15 protein-coding genes are annotated in these 19,465 nt (G+C 36.4%); 6 read left to right on the top strand and 9 right to left on the bottom strand.

Annotated elements, in window-relative coordinates:
* The first annotated feature begins 1,274 nt into the window (after positions 1 to 1,274).
* The 4 genes from GTK47_RS08940 (at position 1,275) to GTK47_RS08925 (ending at position 5,782) form a co-directional block, all read left to right on the top strand.
* On the top strand, positions 1,275 to 2,801 hold the full coding sequence (locus GTK47_RS08940; protein ID WP_165122830.1) for an L-lactate permease: 1,527 nt from the start codon (positions 1,275 to 1,277) through the stop codon (positions 2,799 to 2,801).
* Between the two features lie 121 nt (positions 2,802 to 2,922).
* Positions 2,923 to 3,642, top strand: coding sequence for a (Fe-S)-binding protein (locus GTK47_RS08935; protein ID WP_165122829.1), 720 nt, complete (start codon positions 2,923 to 2,925; stop codon positions 3,640 to 3,642).
* A 12-nt stretch (positions 3,643 to 3,654) separates the two neighbouring features.
* Complete coding sequence (locus GTK47_RS08930; RefSeq protein ID WP_075670932.1) at positions 3,655 to 5,076, top strand: LutB/LldF family L-lactate oxidation iron-sulfur protein; 1,422 nt, start codon at positions 3,655 to 3,657, stop codon at positions 5,074 to 5,076.
* 1 nt (position 5,077) lies between these two features.
* On the top strand, positions 5,078 to 5,782 hold the full coding sequence (locus GTK47_RS08925) for a lactate utilization protein C (protein ID WP_165122828.1): 705 nt from the start codon (positions 5,078 to 5,080) through the stop codon (positions 5,780 to 5,782).
* Between the two features lie 123 nt (positions 5,783 to 5,905).
* On the opposite strand, the gene GTK47_RS08920 is transcribed toward GTK47_RS08925, so the two are convergent.
* Entirely contained in the window at positions 5,906 to 6,310 is a 405-nt protein-coding gene (locus tag GTK47_RS08920; RefSeq protein WP_165122827.1) for a lysozyme inhibitor LprI family protein, read from the bottom strand.
* Between the two features lie 453 nt (positions 6,311 to 6,763).
* Here GTK47_RS08920 and GTK47_RS08915 point away from each other — a divergent pair, with 453 nt between their 5' ends.
* Positions 6,764 to 7,108, top strand: coding sequence for a DMT family protein (locus GTK47_RS08915; RefSeq protein ID WP_165122826.1), 345 nt, complete (start codon positions 6,764 to 6,766; stop codon positions 7,106 to 7,108).
* 407 nt (positions 7,109 to 7,515) lie between these two features.
* Positions 7,516 to 7,899 (top strand): YkgJ family cysteine cluster protein, encoded by a 384-nt coding sequence (locus tag GTK47_RS08910; RefSeq protein ID WP_165122825.1) that lies wholly within the window; start codon positions 7,516 to 7,518, stop codon positions 7,897 to 7,899.
* 478 nt (positions 7,900 to 8,377) lie between these two features.
* Here GTK47_RS08910 and GTK47_RS08905 read toward each other — a convergent pair whose 3' ends face one another.
* The 8 genes from GTK47_RS08905 to galK all read right to left on the bottom strand — a co-directional run bounded on the left by GTK47_RS08905 (position 8,378) and on the right by galK (position 19,365).
* A complete protein-coding gene (locus GTK47_RS08905; RefSeq protein WP_165122824.1) occupies positions 8,378 to 8,956 on the bottom strand; it encodes a DUF1287 domain-containing protein in 579 nt (192 codons plus the stop codon).
* 205 nt (positions 8,957 to 9,161) lie between these two features.
* Positions 9,162 to 10,328, bottom strand: a complete 1,167-nt coding sequence (locus tag GTK47_RS08900) for an MFS transporter (protein ID WP_165122823.1) — start codon at positions 10,326 to 10,328, stop codon at positions 9,162 to 9,164.
* A 398-nt stretch (positions 10,329 to 10,726) separates the two neighbouring features.
* Positions 10,727 to 11,584, bottom strand: coding sequence for an alpha/beta hydrolase-fold protein (locus GTK47_RS08895; protein ID WP_241256088.1), 858 nt, complete (start codon positions 11,582 to 11,584; stop codon positions 10,727 to 10,729).
* Between the two features lie 115 nt (positions 11,585 to 11,699).
* The gene (locus GTK47_RS08890; protein ID WP_165122822.1) at positions 11,700 to 13,727 is read right to left on the bottom strand and encodes an IreA family TonB-dependent siderophore receptor; all 2,028 of its coding nucleotides are present in this window, start codon (positions 13,725 to 13,727) and stop codon (positions 11,700 to 11,702) included.
* A gap of 257 nt (positions 13,728 to 13,984) precedes the next feature.
* On the bottom strand, positions 13,985 to 15,619 hold the full coding sequence (locus tag GTK47_RS08885) for a sodium/sugar symporter (protein ID WP_165122821.1): 1,635 nt from the start codon (positions 15,617 to 15,619) through the stop codon (positions 13,985 to 13,987).
* A 321-nt stretch (positions 15,620 to 15,940) separates the two neighbouring features.
* On the bottom strand, positions 15,941 to 16,951 hold the full coding sequence (locus GTK47_RS08880; protein WP_165122820.1) for a substrate-binding domain-containing protein: 1,011 nt from the start codon (positions 16,949 to 16,951) through the stop codon (positions 15,941 to 15,943).
* A gap of 183 nt (positions 16,952 to 17,134) precedes the next feature.
* Positions 17,135 to 18,205 (bottom strand): galactose-1-epimerase, encoded by a 1,071-nt coding sequence (gene galM / locus GTK47_RS08875; RefSeq protein WP_165122819.1) that lies wholly within the window; start codon positions 18,203 to 18,205, stop codon positions 17,135 to 17,137.
* A complete protein-coding gene (galK, locus tag GTK47_RS08870) occupies positions 18,205 to 19,365 on the bottom strand; it encodes a galactokinase (RefSeq protein ID WP_165122818.1) in 1,161 nt (386 codons plus the stop codon). The genes galM and galK overlap by 1 nt, the downstream gene beginning before the upstream one ends.
* Positions 19,366 to 19,465: the final 100 nt, after the last annotated feature.

Here is a 19,465-nt window from a genome sequence, read left to right as displayed (position 1 = left end):
AATGAGACAATAACTTCAAAAATATTTTACTTCCTATCTTTGTTCTATAACAGTCAACTTAAACACTTTAAAAAAGGTAAAAAACATCCTTAAATAAATATTTTTCTATTATTAAAAATAATTTATTTCATACTTTCTAAGACAGAAAAAAGAACAAAAATAAGTTTTTTACTTTTATCAATACGATCAAGATCACTTTAACTATACCTTTAGTCGCATAAATTTAGAAAGAACTATTCTCATTTACTATTTATCTCACTCATTATACTTTCATTATCTAGCTGATTTGTATTACAAATAACATCCATATAAAACCTAGCTATTGCAATACTTCAGAGATAAAAACAAGTCAATCATTGATGATAAAATCATATCGTTATTTATTTAAACAGTTCATATAAAAATATTAGTTTTGTATAATCAAAATGATTAAGTTAAAGAATAAAAAAAGAAACCAATAATAATTAATTATACTTTTATAATGAGTGAAAATATCTACGCATCATAACAAATAAATGAAATTATATTTTAGCGTTCTAAAAAAGAAAGTAATAAATAAAAAACAAGAAAAAAAAACAAATTAAATAATAATATAAAAAAACAGAATCAAATAAAAAATATTAAAGATAAAATAGAATCAAACATAAAAAAGGAGAAATATTATTAAATTAAAATAATAAAAAGTTAAAATAATTTAAAAAATTAAATTTAAAATAATTAAAGATTAAAATAAAAAACTTTTAGCCTATTTGTTAATAAAATAGACACCAAAACAACACATTAATTTATTTTATGTATATTCCATGTATCGATAGCTGTTTTTATCATCAAAAATGGCATTTTAGACCTAAATTTATTTTTTTATTACATAGCTAAAACCATCAATATCGCTCTTTTTTTCATCAAAAATCATTTTGATAACAACATTAGCAATCTAATTACATTGACAAACATCAAAAAACGCGACAATTAACAAGCAAATAATGAGAAAAAAGGAATTTTTTTATATTTGTCACACAATTGATTTTATTCTATTACATCTCAATAAATATTCCCTACAATAGCCACCTAATCTAACCTGACAATTTCCTAAGTGATGATATCTTTCATTGTTTAGGTTAGTAACTATCTTTTTTTATTTATGATTTATCGTTTCAGCAAAGTAGAGCATTAATAGAACCTAGTACCCTACACAATTATATAATGACCAACTTATAGGTTTGCCAACGTGGTTATAAACGATAAAAATTGCAAACTTAAGGATAAAAATAATCATGTCAGACTATCTATCATTCTTATTAGGCATTGTGCCTTTGGCGGTTTTGATTTTTATGATCTTAAAAATGAAATCAGCCGTTCACCACGCAGTGCTTGTATCTTTAGTGATAACTGTTGCACTTGCTATTTTCCATTGGAACAACACCATTCAATTCGCTTCGGTCTCTGTCCTTTATGGTGCAGTTAAAGGATTGTGGCCGATAATAATCGTTATTCTTGCTGCTATTTATAGTTATAACTTAATGCTTAAAACAGGTGGCATGGATGTCCTTAAAGATGTACTGGCTGGCATAAGTGATGATAAGCGAGTACAAGTTCTGCTTATTTCATGGTGTTTTGGTGGCTTTCTTGAAGCGGTTGCGGGCTACGGTACTGCAGTTGCCATCCCTATCGGTATTTTAATTGCACTCGGATTTGATCCTTTTAAAGCCGCCGTTGCCTCTTTAGTTGCCAATACAGTTCCTACTGCGTTTGGTGCAGTGGGTATTCCAGTCTCTATTTTGGCGCAAAATACAGGGCTTGATGTATTAGTACTGAGTAAAACCATTATTGTTCAGTTGGGATTATTCAATATCTTGTTACCTTTCGTTATTGTTGCTATTGCGGGTGGCGGAATTAAAGCGATTAAAGGTGTCGGATTTATTACCTTAATGTGTGGTATTAGTACACTAATACCTCAATATATCGTTGCTGCTAATTTAGGTGCTGAATTACCGGCGTTTGCAGGTAGCTTAGTCAGCTTAATTGTGGTTATTTTCCTTGCTAAACGCATGAAAAACAGTAGTGACAAACAAAAAAATGTCAAAAAGCACACTGGGAAAGAGTTGTTAGTAGCAAGTTCTATTTATCTGTTTACCTTTATCTTTATCTTAGCGTGCTCACCTTTATTCCCTGCTATCCAAAGCATGGCGGGTGCTATTTCCACAAAGATCCCATTTGTATTAAGTGATACACAAACTGAATATCAAACCATTGCTTGGTTAAGTACGCCGGGTGTATTGATTATTCTCGCAAGCTTTGTGGGAGGCACCATTCAAGGTGCAAGTGTTTCAACACTTATCTCTGTTTTGGTTAAAACCACAATCCAACTGAAAAATTCCATTATTGCCATCACGGCGATCGTAGCGATGGCAACGGTTATGGATTTCAGTGGCATGATTGGCAGTATTGCTGAAACCTTAGTCGATTTCACGGGTGCCGGCTTTATCTTTATTGCCCCTGTGATCGGTGCATTAGGAACCTTTGTAACAGGTAGTGACACCAACTCTAACGTGCTGTTTGGTAAGTTACAAACCAGTGCAGCAGCTAAACTTAATATTGATCCATTCATTCTCGCCGCTGCCAATACCTCTGGTGCAACGGGCGGTAAAATGATTTCACCTCAAAGTATCGCTATTGCTGTTTCAGCGACAAAAATGGATGGGCAAAGCAGTGCCATTATGCGTGAAACCTTAAAATATTGTATTGCTTATATAATTATTCTTGGCGCAAAAATTGGCATTATTTATCACCTAATGAACTAATTAATAAGGAAAAGGGAATGAGCCGATTCCATTCCCTTTTCCTCTTATAACGAAGCAATAAAAAAGAATTTTATCTTTAGTAAAAATGACAACATCTGAGCGATGTTTTGGAGTTCGATTAATGAAAGTTAATTTTTATGCGACCTGTCTTGGTGATGTGCTGAAAGCAGATTCAGCTCGAGACACCGTCTTGTTACTTGAAAAATTAGGCTGTGAAGTCTTATTTCAAGAACGCCAAGGTTGCTGTGGTCAGCCAGCGCTTAATAGCGGTTATGTAAATAACGCAAAACCTGCCATGAAATCGTTAATTGAAACATTGGAAGTGAACGACTATCCCATTATTTCACCCGCAGGCTCTTGTACTTATGCCATTAAAGGTTATCCAACTTATCTTGCGGATGAACCTCAATGGGCATTACGAGCACAAGGTGTCGCCAATCGCCTTATTGATTTAACCAGCTTTATTGTTAACACCCTTGGTGTTGTTGATGTAGGCGCTCGCCTTTCTGGTAAGGCGGTTTATCACCCATCATGCAGTTTAACCAGAAAGTTAGGTGTCGTAAGTGAGCCTTTAACGCTGTTAAAACATGTTGAAGGTCTTGAAATGTTGCCTTTTGCAAATTCAGAAACCTGCTGTGGCTTTGGAGGTACCTTCTCCGTGAAGATGTCTGAAATTTCGGGCGAAATGGTGACTGAAAAAGTAAAACATATTATGGATGTCAGTCCTGATTATGTCATTGGTGCCGATACAAGCTGCTTAATCAACATTCAAGGTCGTTTAAGTCGTGAAAAACGTCCTGTAAAAGTGTTGCATATTGCACAAGTTTTAATGAGCCAATAAGGGAGCCTGCTTATGTCTATCAAAACCAGTGATATAGATTTCAGACCTCGTCTAGAGCATGAAATGAAAGACACAATCATGCGTAATGCGGTTGTTATGGCGCAAGAACGTATTGGGGCTAACCGTCAAATCATGGTGAAGGAGCTGGGTAATTGGGAAGAATGGCGTGATCGCGCTGAACAAATCCGTAACCATGTTCTTGAAAACTTAGATGCCTATCTCTATCAATTATCTGAAAAAGTAACTGAAAATGGAGGCCATGTTTATTTTGCGAAAACAGCAGAAGATGCCTCTCGTTATATTTGTGAAGTTGCCAAGAAGAAAAACGCGAAGAAGATTGTAAAGTCTAAATCCATGGTCACCGAAGAAATTGGGATGAATAAAGCCTTACAAAATGAAGGCATTGAGATCATCGAAACCGACCTCGGCGAATATATTCTTCAATTAGATAACGATCCACCGTCTCATATTGTGGTTCCGGCGATCCACAAAGACCGTTATCAAATTCGCAAAGTGTTAAATGAAAAACTCAATTATGAAGGCAGTGAAACGCCTGAAGATATGACACTTTTCATTAGACAACGTATAAGACAAGATTTCCTTTCTGCTGATATTGGTGTCACAGGCTGTAACTTTGCTGTGGCTGAAACAGGTACTGTCTGTTTAGTCACCAATGAAGGTAATGCAAGGATGACCACGACATTACCTAAAACCCATATTGCCGTTATGGGTATGGAACGTGTGGCTCCTACTTTTGAAGAAGTCGATCCACTGATAACCATGTTATGTCGTAGCGCCGTTGGCTCACGTTTAACCAGTTATAACACTTGGGTGACAGGTCCTCGTGAAGCAGGCAATGTTGATGGTCCTGAAGAGTTCCATTTAGTGATTGTGGATAATGGTCGTTCTGAAATTTTAGGGTCACAATTTAAAGATATTTTACGTTGTATTCGTTGTGGTGCTTGCCTTAATACGTGTCCTGCATATCGTAATATTGGTGGTCATGCTTATGGCTCAATTTATCCAGGTCCAATTGGTGCGGTAATTTCACCACTATTAGGGGGTTATAAAGACTTCCACGATCTCCCTTATGCATGCTCATTATGTAATGCTTGTAATGTGGTTTGCCCAGTCAAAATTCCTTTGGCTCAGTTGATTTTAAAACATCGCCGAGTGATGGCTGAAACCGGTTTAACACCGAAAGCAGAGCGTCGAGTCACCGGCATGTTTAACTACCTCAATTCACACCCTGCCCTTTGGAAAGTGGGTATGAATGTCGGTGCGAAAATGGCGGGATTAATGATCAAAAATGGTTCTACACCAATCAAAATTAGTGTTCTTAACGATTGGATGGAGTCGCGTGATCTCCCTAAACCAGATGGTTATAGCTTCCGTAGTTGGTTTAAACGCCATAAAGCAGAAGGAAAAAAATAATATGTTAAACGAACAAAACCGTAATGAATTTCTGCAAACTATTGCTGAAAAATTAGGGCGTCCTATTGCACATAAGCCGCAGCCACAACCTACGCCGATTAATGATTTAGCAAAAACACGCTTAACAGATTTAACTCAAGATGAACTATGCAAAGAGTTTACTGACTTTGCACAGACTCAAATGGTGAAATGTGTTGTTAGCAAACCTGATGAAGTTATTAATAGCTTAATTGAACTCTGTGAAAGTTATGATTGTAAAGGCTCGGTGGTAATAAGTGGTGATGAGCGTTTAGATGCACTAGGAGTCACAAAAGCGGTTAGCGAAAAATACGAAACCTATATTTGGGATCCAGCCCTTGGACGTGAAAACATTGTTTATGCTGAACGCTCGCAAATCGGGATTGTTTATGCTGAAGCGGGCTTAACGGAGTCTGGTGGGATTGTTTTATTTTCGTCCCCAGAAAAAGGGCGTGCCGTTAGTTTATTACCTGAAACCTCAATTGTTATTCTACGTAAAAGTGACATTTTGCCTCGTGTGGCGCAAATTGCTGAGCGTTTACATAAGATGGCACAAGAAGGCGTTAGAATGCCGTCTTGTATCAATTTAATTGGTGGTGCAAGCTCTACCGCTGATATTGAATTGATTAAAGTATGGGGGGTTCATGGCCCTGTTCATGCGGCTTATCTTATTATTGAAGATTGCTAATTCAAGATAAAATAACGTTAAAACGATAACAAAATAATTAACAGTCAGAGTCAATCATTGACTCCTAAATCAAACCCAAAAGATAAGTTAATCGCTTTTGGGTTTTTCTCTATTATTCGTAAATTAATTATTCAATAAAACTTTTGCTCTCCATTGATTTAATTTTATTTCACATGCGAGTAAAACATCTCCAGCACCCGATCCGCCCATTAATAATGCGGATTGTCGTTGACATTCAGCGCTTCTAAATTGAATAAAATGCTGTTGAGAACTAGCTAATGCATCAATGGCACTTTTCGCGGCAACAGAGTCAGTATCTTCGAGATCACTCTTACTTTTGTCATAAATGACATTCATTTGCTGTTCTGCCAGTTTTAGTTCATCCAGTAAACAAGCTTGCACCGATGTTCTTGGCTCGTTTGCTGTCACTTCATAACATTTTGCTAAAGGATCGTATTTGCCTTGTGCCGAAGAAAAAAAGCTAACTGTAAGTAAGCTACAAGAGATCAGAAATAAACTTATCTTCACGCGAACTCCTTATAGGAATTTATAATAAAATTTATATTCAACATAATGTATAAAATAACTAATATCACATCTATTAGTGCGAACAGCCTCATTTTAGGATATATCGTATCTTACTCGTTAAATTTAAATTTCAATCAAGCAATAATAAGAAAATATTATTAATATCTTTTTTATTTAAATCTATTTTTCTTATTTTTATTGAAAATAATGTTATTTAACACAATATCAATAGATTAAAACTCATCCAATAGTTTTTAAAATAGAGGTTTATTACTTCAACTTTGCTTTTTGTTGATAAAATTGCAAACTTTCTTATAGAGAAAAAAGACCAACCTTTTAATTTTGGCTATTTTTTTCTTATCATCACAATAGAAAATCCACTTTTTTTGCAGTAATCTCATACCTTTCTTATTGGCAAATTCTTGCCTAAAAACGACCAGTGGTATCACCAATATGCTCTATAAATTTACGCCCATTATCCTTCTAATTATTTCCAACGTTTTTATGACATTTGCTTGGTATGGACATCTAAAATATGGCAATAAACCTCTCGTTGTTGTCATTATTTTAAGCTGGTTGATTGCATTTGTTGAATATTGTTTTGCTGTACCCGCAAATCGTATTGGTCATAATTACTACAGTGCGGCAGAATTAAAAACCATACAAGAAGTGATCACATTAACTATTTTCGCTATTTTTTCGGTCACTTATTTAGGCGAAAACTTCACCTTAAATCATTTTATTGGTTTTCTTTTAATTGGTGCTGGTGCCTTATTTATTTTTAAAGGACCTTTTTAGAAAGACCTATTAATAGATACAGTTAACTCGTTTTTCCGCGTTTCATCTACGCTTGTTTTATTATCGCCTTATCAAAATTGATAAGGCTCTTCTTTATCTAAAATCTGAATTTTTGATTACTTTTAATACTCTTTATACTGTGGTTTTTACAGAGGGTTAAATAGCAATACAGCTTACCATTAAGTCACATAGTCTATATTGATCGATTTTCCAAAATAATAGTCTGCTTTTTAATAAATAGATTCTATATACAGAAACATTTCTCTTGAAAAATATTTTTCATTCAGCGCATAATGATTATTCTAAGAGAAGCATCGTTTCTCTGTCTTTTTTTTGCTTCTCTTAAGCTACCGCACCCTTAAAAAGTGCGTTTTGTCACTTTAACGTCAGATAAAATGGTATCTGGTATGAGCAAACATTCTAACGATTTTATTTATATGCTGGATAACCCCTGCATGCATTGTGGTGCTTGTTGCGCCTATTTTAGAGTTTCGTTCTATTGGGCTGAAATGGTAAGTGGTGGGGGTGTGGTTCCTGATGAATTAACAGAACCATTAACACCTTTCCTCTCTTGCATGAAAGGAACTAACTCTAAAAAACCACGTTGTGACAAATTGATTGGTGAAGTTGGAGAGTGTGTAAGCTGTTCTATCTACGAACAACGCCCTTCTCCTTGTCGTGAGTTTCAACAATCTTGGGTAAATGGTATTCCTAATGAAGCTTGTGATCGTGCAAGAGCGGCTTATGGTTTACCTCCATTAACTCACCCCACTTTGCCTCACACCGCGTAAGACATCAGAGGGGTTAAGCCCCTCCTGATCACTGAATACCATCCAATATGCTTATTTTTATAAAAAATAAAATAACAGTACAAAAAATCATTATTAAATAATACGTTAGTTTGACTTTATTTTTAAATGACCTAGTATATAAGGTAATGAACTAATAACGTGTATTTAGTGAGGTTTTTTATTTAAAAATAGCAATAAATGTGGAGGGCATTATGATCGGTAGCTCTTTTTTTATCCTTTTCCTTTCTTTTATCTGTTCTACTGCTGTCGTTAGTATGTTACTCGGTGGCTTAGAGGAATAATTATGAATATTTCTGATGAAAATATTCTCCCCCAGAAATAATGCCCATACTTTACATAAAATCAGTATGGGCATTATTTTATTTATCGTTTAAATCTTAGATTTATTTTACCGCTGTTACTTCTATTTTATTTTCAACAAAAGACTAAATACTTCAATTTTTCCTCATTCCCCTATTTAGTAGGTAAAATGACCCGTTATTTTCCATGAAAATAAAACGTCTTCAGCAACTTGTCCAAATCCGATATTATGCATAACGAGATAGCGTTGGTTATCCCCGCTTTTTTTATTTACTACAATCCCAATATGAGGCCGTCCATTATCTAAACGCCAGCTAACAATATCACCTGGAACATAATCATCTGCATTTTTTGTAATCGGTTTTACTTTTCCTTTTCGTGTGAAAAAGACTTCTAAGTTAGGAACTCTACGGTGATCTATATTCGTATCAGGTTTATTTAATCCCCACATCCGTTTACTTGGGTAAGCTGAAAAATTTGCTTTAATATCTTCATGCAATAATTTTTGTAAATCGATATCAATGCCACGATAGCTACGAATGATCACATCACTACATACCCCTTTATAGGCGGGTACGTCCCCCATTGGGTAATCTATTTTACGATAATCTGAGTCGTAAAATACGGCTCTTGGTAAATCAGCAGCGTACTCCACCAGCTTTTTATTTTGTTCTGAGGTTATTGCTTGGGCACTTGAAAAAGGCATAGTGAGTAAGAGTAAAATGCTAATTTTCATTATATTCACTGAGTGTTCTCCATGAAAAAGTTAAATCCATTATTTAAGAAAGGAATGACATTATCTGTTTATACTGATAAAGCACAGCATAAAAATATAAGGGAAGTCTTAATTCGTTTTTAGAGTAGATATAAAAAAACCGAGCCACCTTTATGGTAAGCTCGGCTGATAAATAAGAGAAAGAGAACAAGTAAGAAAAAACGATTTAGTTCAACACAATATGGCTTTTACGACGTAGACTTGCAAAGAGCATGTAAACTGCCGTCACTAACAACACCACAAAGAAGAAATTCATAATGCCATTATTGGCTTGCGCCATAAACACACCCGCCCCTAAAGGCCCGATTGCAGAACCAATGCTATAACTTAATAGCATTACTTGTGTAATAGCGACGATATAACTCGCATTCACATGATCACACGCCAATGTAATAGCGATAGGATAAAGTGCAAATGAAGACATTCCCAATAGCGCCAGTGCAATAATAAGCACCATATAATCGCTAGAAAGATATGTCAGTCCCATAGCAAACACCCCCACTAAACACATCATCGCTAATAACAATGTTTTGCTTATCATCACAGACAATTTGCTAATAATAGGCTGAACCACCATACCGCCTAAAATAATCGCTGCCATCAACACACCTATTTGGTCTGTTGTAAATTGCCCTTGATTTAAAGCCAGTGGCATCATGCCATAAATACTGCCCATCACAACGCCAGACACCATACAGCCCACTAAGGCTGCTTTATTTAATCGGCTCATCTGCTTAAGTGACAAACTTTTATGATCATGCACTTGTGGTTGCCCTTGCTTAAAAAGCAGAGGCGGTAATACGGCGATTAATAACAAAACTAATATCGCCATAAATGGGATAGCGCCTTGTGTACCAATTGCACCAATCGCCAATTGTCCTAATGTTGTGCCACCATAAAGCGAGGTCATATAAAAGCCTAAGCGTTTAGCTCGCTCTTTAGGGTTATCGCCAATTAATAGCCATGACTCGACAACAACAAATATACCTGCAACCGCCATACCACCAATAAAACGGAAAACCATCCATGCTGATAAATAAGGCATTAAAGGCAATACACCGACAGTGACTGCCAGCAATAATAAAAATACAACGAAAGAAAGACGATGCCCTATTCTTGCAATAATAGGTTCTATCATGACTGAACCTATTAATAATCCAATAAAATAAATACTTGCTAACCAGCTAGCATAGAGCGTATCCATTCCAAAACTGCTCATAGACAGTGGAATTAAGCTCATTAAATAGCCTGACGCGATAGCAAATACCGTTAACCCAGCCACAGGTACTAATGTACTGTCGCCTTTGCGTACCAAAGTAGTGTTCTGTTTCACTACCCTCGTCTCCACAATCAAAACGGTTGATGATGCGCTGTTTTCTCGATGCCTGATAGAGGCAGTTCTTTTATCTAGGAAAGATAAAAGAAACAAAGGTGAAAACAGTGGATGGCGTCCCTAAATTCAGGAGACGCGAATATAGCGTTTAAATGACGATAAATAAAATTATAAAATCTAATGCCAGAAAACAATTTTATTTATATCAATCATGATTATCGCCTTTTTCTACCAAAAAGAAATAGCTCTAATCTAATATTTATTTTTATTAAAAGATAAGTGTTTTTTATTAAGAAAATTACGAACAAATACGTATCAAATAAAACCAAAATAATAAACATTCATTACTATCCTATCGTTACTCGATAGGATAGCTAAAAATAAAGGGATGATTTAATTTATTCTACGCTTTTTTCTAAAGCAATATTAATCGCATCAGGAATTGCCCCCCCATGACCTTTCCCTTCAAACAGATAAAACTCACACTGTTTTCCTGCTTCCGATAGATATTGGCATAGTTGACGTTGCGTTAACCAACTACTACGCTCTTGGTAATTCTTCTGTTGCTCTTCACTTAATCGACTTAAATCAGGGTTTTCTTCTTTTTCACCCAGAGTTATTGCAATAGAAATATCATTAGGAATAGTTTGCCATTGCTCTTTTTTTACCCATTCGCCATTTCCCCACCATAATGATGGACTTGCTGCGATATAACGTTGAAATGTTTCTGGATGATTGAATAAAACATAGAGGGTAAATACACCGCCAAAAGAGTGGCCAAACAAGGATTGCTGAGTAATAGAGACTTGTTCTTTAGCGAGTTGCTCTAATGCATAAGGCCTGACTTGTGTTAAGAAAAATTGATAAAAATTCTCTGCGTTTCCACCTCGGTTAAATGCTTCACCTTTTACACTTGGTGTATAGTCATGCGTTCTCTCTGTAATAAAGTAAGCTTTATCACCCACATATCCCACACTAATAATGGCAGGTAGTGGTTTATTTTTCTGCTTTATAGCTTCGTTTATCATCAATGGAAACTGAGCATTTCCATCAACACTATAAATTAATGCTGTCTTAGTGGTATTTTTAGGAATAGCAAGAAAGAGACGATATTGTTTTCCTTCATATGCTATTTCTTTATTTGTAATTTGATAATAAGAGTGAGCCAGAGACTCAATTTCAGGAACTTCTTGGTTAGGTCTAGCTTGAGCAACCGCAGATAACATAATCATTCCACATAACATTAGTATTCGCATAAATCAGATACTCTGTCGTTAATTTAGAAAGTGAACCATTAAGATGAAAATAATAGAGAGCCATAAAAAAATAAACCCCATATTTAATACGGGGTTTATTTAAATTTAGACTTGATTAGAAGCTATATTTAACATTCGCCCAATAACGACGACCTTCATCAACAACCCAGTTACCGCCTTTATCGTTCACAGCAGGGCCTGTTTCATCTGTAATATTTAATACCGCAAAGTTAAACATGGTATTTTTATTAAAGTTGTAGGTCATTCCTAAATCAAAGGTTGTGTACCCACTACGATAACGTGCCCCATCGCTATTATTTCTTTGTGCAGCCCAGATTTGTTTCCCAGTATAAGCAGTATTGGCATAAAAACTGGTTGCTTCATCAAACTGCCAATCAACGCGCGCATTGGCGCTGTGCTTTGGAGTCATATCTAATGGGTAGCCTTTTAAGGATTCACCAGAACTCAGTTTTTCATCATCACTTTTACGTTCTGAATCAATATAGGTGTAGTTCGCATTGACATGCCAACTTTCAGCAATAGGGAATCCCACAGCTGTTTCAATCCCTTTAATATTGGCTTTACCCACATTATCGTATTGATACAGTTTTAAACCTGTAATTGAATCTAATTCGCCAGTGTCATAGCTAGTTAACTTATCTTTAAAATCGGTATTAAAGAAAGTCACACTTGCGGTAACACCATCCCCATTATCATAACCAATACCAATTTCTTGGCTGACAGAGGTTTCAGGTTTTAAGTCACGATTACCGTACATAATCGCCTTACCTTTCTCTGTTGAAGTACCGTATTCAGGGCTTATTTCACGTAAGCTTGGGGCTTTAAAGGCTTTCGCCACACCACCTTTTAAGGTGAATTCATCAGTTAAGTGGTAAACCGCATACGCTCTTGGGCTCCAGTGATTGCCGTAATATTCGTGATCATCAAGACGCACACCACCTGTTAGTGCGAGATTATCTGTTACGCTATATTCATCTTCAAGAAATAATGCTTTTTGATCCGCAGTAATAGTAGATTGCTTAACTTCTTTTCCACCAATAGAAGATTCATCTTTTAAACGTGCATATTGATATTGGCCGCCAAAAGTCATCACGTTATCAGGTAAAAATGCGGTAAATTTCGCATCAAAAACAGTATTGGTGATTTCAGGGCGGCGATCTTCATAATACCTATGACTGATATTGGTAATTTTATCGATAGATTCTGTTTTTTGAATACGCTTAGTTTGTTCTTGATAAATGCTTAATTCTGAGTGCAGAATATCAAACTGATTTTTATAGGTTAATGCCCAATGGTTACGATCATTATTTGTTTCTAAAAATTTATTAGGGCCATTCTTTCCAGCTTCACTCATGGATTTACCCGGTGTCGTGGTACGTTGTAGCGTATTGCGACCCGCTTCTAATAAAATGGTTTGATTATCGGTCGGTGTGAATGCCAATTTCGCCGTAATATTTTTATTGTCATTACGACCTTGACCATAAGTGATTTTATCTTCCGCACGTAAGTAGCTACTACCATAAAGCTGTATGCCTAATTTATCTTCAATTAACGGCCCTGAAAGATAAAAATCACCATTAATAGAATCGCCTGCATCACGATTGTGTTGCAGTGTACCGCCAAGTGCAACAGAGCCATGCCACTCTTTTGTTACTGGTTTCGTGATGATGTTGATAACACCACCCATGGCGTCTGAGCCATACAGTGATGACATTGGTCCACGAATAACTTCTATACGTTCAATCGCATCTGCTGGTGGAATAAAACCGCCTTCATAACCACCACTCCCATTCGGACGTGACTCACGACTATTTTGGCGGCGGCCATCGACAAGAATAAGTGTGTACTCACCCGGTAAACCACGCATCGTGATTTCTTGTTTATTGGCATTACCATTAATGCTAACACCTTCAACGCCTTTTACAGCATCGGCTAAATCATGAACTGGTTTCTTCGCCAGTTGTTCTTTACTGATCACGGTGATACTTGCTGGTGCATTTGTAATTTGTTGAGCAAAACCTGATGCTGATACAACAAGTTTTTCTTCTTTGTTTTCTTGTGCATACAGCGGGTAAGAGGCAGATAAAATACAGGCGGTTAAAACACCCATTTTAAAGTTCATAAAGATCCCCTGAATTAATAACATTTATAATAATGAGAATGATTAATATTATCTTAATCAAATAATCATGAGAATGATTTTCTTTTCATATTTAGTGTTTTTTTTTAATCTGTATCAAAGCAAATTAGTGGCATTCCGATTAAGTGCAGAAATAGCAGATCTCAAACACAAAAAAAGCAGATGGCATAACCATCTGCTTCATATCGTTTTGTAGAGTATTTTTAGATTTAGAATATTAACCAATTACCATATTGGTATTACCAGAATACGGCATAAAGCACACACAAGATGATCATAATGGCGTAAGAAGCAATGTTGAATCCGCTTTGTGTTTTAAAGGTTGTATCTGTTAATGCAATCGCCCCTACACTGTCATCCGTTTTAGTAGATGTTAAACTTACTAAACCAATAACAACAGTTGTGAACATAAAGGTGTACATCATTTGATCAAGGAATGGCATACCTAATGGCATTAATTTTAAGAACAACGCAAACGGTATAGATAAAACCACACCAATGATTGCACCTTTTGCATTCGTTTTTTTCCAGAATAAACCTAACAGGAATACCGCTAAAATCCCTGGACTCACTAAACCTGTATATTCCTGAATATATTGGAATGCCTGATCGATACCACCTAATAAAGGCGCAATAAAACAAGCAATAATTAAAGCAACGACTGCGCTAATACGGCCCACATTCACTAAACGTGTTTCAGAAGCTTTTGGTCCAATATACTCTTTATAGATATCCATCGTGAAAATAGTCGCAATAGAGTTAAGCATAGAAGCCAAAGATGAAACGATTGCAGCGGCAAGTGCAGCAAAAACAACACCTTTTGCACCTACAGGCAAGAACTGGGTTAACCAAGGATAAGCTTTATCCGCTTGTGATAATGTTGGAATATGTTCTTGTGCCATTGTCCCTAAACCCGCCATTAATTCAGGGTTAGTGGTAATAACAAATGCAGCAATACCCGGCACAACAACAAGGATAGGTACAATCAGTTTTAAGAATGCAGCAAACACGAGCCCTTTTTGAGCTTCATTGATAGATTTCGCCGCTAAAGCACGTTGAATGATATATTGGTTAAAGCCCCAATAATAGAGATTAGCAACCCATAAACCACCAATCAGCACCGCGATACCCGGTAAATTCATAAATTGCGGGTTATCTTTCTCTAAGATCATTTTAAAGTGATCAGGCGCGGCTTGCGTCATTTTACTTAAACCTTCCATGATCCCACCATCTCCACCGATATAGCTGACAGCTAATACTGTGGTAAATAAGCCACCAAGGATAAGGAAGAACACTTGTACCACATCTGTCCACGCAACAGCAGAGAGTCCGCCATAGAGTGAATAAATAACAGCAAATAATGCCAAACCAATAATGGCATACATCATTGGAACACCAAGGATGGTTTCTAATGCCAATGAACCTAAATAAAGTACCGATGTTAAGTTAACAAAGATAAATAATGCCAACCAGAATACCGCGAGAATAGTTTTTAAGTTACGGCTTTTAAAACGATTTTCGACAAATTCTGGAATGGTATAAATACCTTTTTCGATAAAGACAGGTAAAAAGTATTTAGCAACAATAATTAATGTCAGCGCCGCCATCCATTCATAAGATGCAATAGCAAGGCCAATCGAGAAACCAGAACCAGACATACCAATGAATTGTTCTGCTGAAATATTAGCCGCAATAAGCGAAGAACCAATAGCCCACCAAGGAAGGGTTTTACCCGCAAGAAAATAATCCTTTGTTCCTTTTTTCTCACCATCCTTAGAACGAGAAACCCATAATCCTAGACTAATAATGATCACGACATAGAGGGCAAAAATTGCATAGTCTATTGTGCTTAACCCAACACCTTCTGTATGCATAATATTTTCCTTTCAGATCCATAGAGAGAATAGGATTTTAATGTAAACGTTTTCACAATCATTTTCCGTTACTCTGTTCACAAATTTACCGCTTATGTTACGTAAATGGATCATAAAAAAGTAAAACAAACGATTACTATGACGAGTAAAGCAAGATCCATACTTAAAATACGATGATAGCTTTATTTAACAAAGCTCAGACATTTCAATAATCATTGAAAAAGAAACCAAAATGATAACGATTACACAAATTAATTAAGTATAACCTCTTAATGTTAAGACCATTAAGAGGATCGACTAGATTAAAAAAGAATGAAGTAATTAAGAGAGGTGACTAAGATTAAAAACAGAATTACGTTGAACTAATGTCGGTGAAAAAATACGTTGTTTTTGTTCGAGCATTTCACCTTTAGAAAGCCTGATAGCCAGTGTTGCAGCTTGTTCTGCCATCATTTGTACAGGATAACGCACTGTGGTTAAGCGAGGATGAATATAGCGAGCAATTAATACGTCATCAAAACCAATCACTGAGATTTTCTCAGGTACAGGAATTTCATTTTCATCAAGAACAGATAAAGCCCCTGCCGCCATAAAATCGTTGTAAGTCACTACGGCTGTAAAATCGATTGATTTTGTTAGCAGATGCATCATTGCTTTTTCACCCCCTTCACCTTCAGGCTCGCCATACTCAATATAGCTTTCTGGTAATGAGATATTGTTGGCTTCTAATGCCGCTTTATAACCAGCAAGACGCTGAGTTGTATCTTCAATATGATGAGTAGATGAAATATAAGCGATTTTAGTATGACCTTGACGGATCAGATGCTCTGTTGCCATCCATGCCCCTTTATAATTATCTAAAGCGACACAACGTTCAGCAATTTCAGGAATAAAGCGGTTAATCAACACCATACTTTTAACTTCATGAGCGTAAGCTAGCAATTCTTCATCAGAGAGTGCTTTTGAGTGGATCACCAGGCCATCGCAACGACTATTAATCAATAACTCGATAGATTGGCGCTCATCTTGAGCATCATGATAACCATTACAGACCAAGATGTGTTTTCCTGATTGTCTTGCAACGTTATCAACCGCTTTCACAAGAGTGCCAAAAAAGGGATCGGAAACATCATGCACTAAAACACCTAAGGTTTGCGTACTCTGACTAACCAAAGCCCTTGCTGCCGCATTAGGTCGATAACCTAATTTTTGCATCGCTGCATTAACGGTTTCTATAGATGCTTGGCTTGCTTTCGGCGAGTTATTAATGACTCTAGACACAGTAGCAACAGAAACACCCGCTTCTTTTGCTACATCTTTGATAGTCGCCATATCCACCCCTTATGGATCACCTTTATTCATGGTTAAGAAATAACGAGCCGTTAATCTACAGCCAATGAAAAAAGGGAGTAGTAAAATTTAAGTGGCCTGATTATCAGCGAAGAAGTGAAATTTAAAAAGTAAAAAGATCAAATAAATAGTGAAAAGGAAAGCGTTTACACTTTCCTTTTATTATTACGAGTAAAACTTATAAATTGTTTGGCTATTCCACGCTGTATTTGCAGGTAAAACACCTTGGTTTTCATGCCATTCTGGATGGTTAGGGCCATCTGGGAAATATTGTGTTTCTAATGCTAAGCCCGAATAATTGCCATAATGACGACTCTTTCCTCTTGTTCCCACTAAAAAATTGCCTGTATAAAATTGAACAGAAGGCATGGTTGTAAAAACATCCATTTTGAGTTCACCTTCAGGTGCAATAACGGTTGCAACAGGAGTTTTATCTTCAATCACTTTCTTATCTAAAATAAACGCATGATCGTAACCATTTGCGGCTTTTTGGCACTCATCAGCCATAAAATCATGACCAATACGTTTTAATTTACGAAAATCAAACCCTGTTCCTATTACACTAGCAAACTCACCAGTAGGAATATTACCTTCACCATTTTTTAAATAATGAGTCGCACAAATTTTTAAATCATGTTCAAGTGCGGTGCGTTCAGTATGTTCACCTGCAAGATTGAAATAAGCATGGTTAGTTAAACTTAATGGTGTGGTTTTATCACTCATCGCATGATAATCAATGCATACTTCATTATTATCTGTCAGTGTATAGATCACGCTGATTTTAACTGTACCGGGAAAGCCTTGGTCACCATCATTGGAAATCAGTGAAAAAGTGACAGATTGAGAAGATTGCGCAGTGATCCCCCAGCGAAGATGACTAAAATTTTGCTTACCACCATGTAAGGTATTTTTACCTTCATTCGCACTAATTTTATATTCTTGCCCCTCTAATACGAATTTTGCCCCTGCAATACGATTAGCAAAACGCCCAACCGTTGCGCCTAAATACGCGGTTTGCTGTTTATGAGCATTCATATCTGCAGAGCCTAATAACACATCTCGACGATAGCCATTAACGGGTACAATACAGGTCAACCAAGTTGCACCAATATCCATTACAGAAATAGACATACCAAAACGATTTTTAAGCACTACTACTTGCGCAGGTTTTCCATCTAATGCAGGTTGTGTAGTCATTTGTTCAGGTTCAAGAAAACGAAGCTCATTAGTCGCCATTATTTTGCCTCCGAATAGCCCGCTCCTTGGCTTGCAGAGCAGACATAGATAGTTTCTTTTAATCCCGTTTTAGCTTCATATTGCGCTTTAACAGAGTCAACGACTTTATCCACTAAATCTGGTGTCACTAATGCTACGACACAACCGCCAAATCCACCACCAGTCATTCTCACACCACCACGATCACCAATCACCGATTTCACGATTTCAACCAATGAATCAACCTCTTTGACTGTGATTTCAAAATCATCACGCATTGAGTGATGCGATTGCATCATTAGTTGACTCAATGTGGTTAAATCACCACGGCGTAAGGCTTCTGCGGCATCTAATGTACGGCTATTTTCAGTAATAACATGGCGTGCCCGACGATAAACCACGTCACTCATTACTGCTTTTTTAGCGAGTAGATCCTCTAATGTGGCATCTCTTAATGCAGTCACATTTAAAATATGAGCAGCCTCTTCACACTGTTGGCGGCGGGTATTGTACTCACTATCAACTAAGCCACGCTTTTTATTAGTATTGATAATCATCACAACCATATTTTCAGGCATCGTTACAGCTGAGGTTTCTAATGAACGACAATCGATTAATAATGCATGATTTTCTTCACCACAAGCCGAAATAAGCTGATCCATAATGCCACAGTTGCAACCAACAAATTGGTTTTCTGCTTTTTGACCATTTAATGCGATCTCTTTTTGGCTAATAGGTAATTGATAAAGTGTTTTAAGCGTTTGGCCAATGGCAACTTCTAACGCAGCAGAAGAACTTAACCCTGCCCCTTGAGGAACATTTCCAGATATCGCGATATCCATACCATGAAAAGAGTAGTTATCTTTTTGCAGAAAATGAATAACACCTCGAATATAGTTAGCCCACATTTTATTAGGTAAAAACTCAATACTGTTATCAAGGCTAAATTCATCAACTTCATTTTGGTAATCAACCGCAATAACTCGAATAATATTATCTTCTCGTTTTGCCGCAGCGACGACCATTTGATAATTAATGGCACAAGGTAAAACAAACCCATCATTATAATCAGTGTGTTCACCAATAAGATTTACCCTACCAGGCGCTTGAATAAAATGTGTAGGTACGTAACCAAAAATAGATGAAAATGAACGAGTCACATTATTAATAAGTGCCTGCATAATAAATCCTTAGCTTAAAATTAAGTAATAAAAATCCCACCACAACATTATGTAAATAATGAGATGTTTGATTTAATTTATTTCGTGCGCAAAAAGCAGA

Source organism: Proteus sp. ZN5 (genome assembly GCF_011046025.1).
In the GTDB taxonomy this organism is placed as follows: Bacteria; Pseudomonadota; Gammaproteobacteria; order Enterobacterales; family Enterobacteriaceae; genus Proteus.
This window is presented reverse-complemented; position numbering and strand designations above follow the sequence as displayed.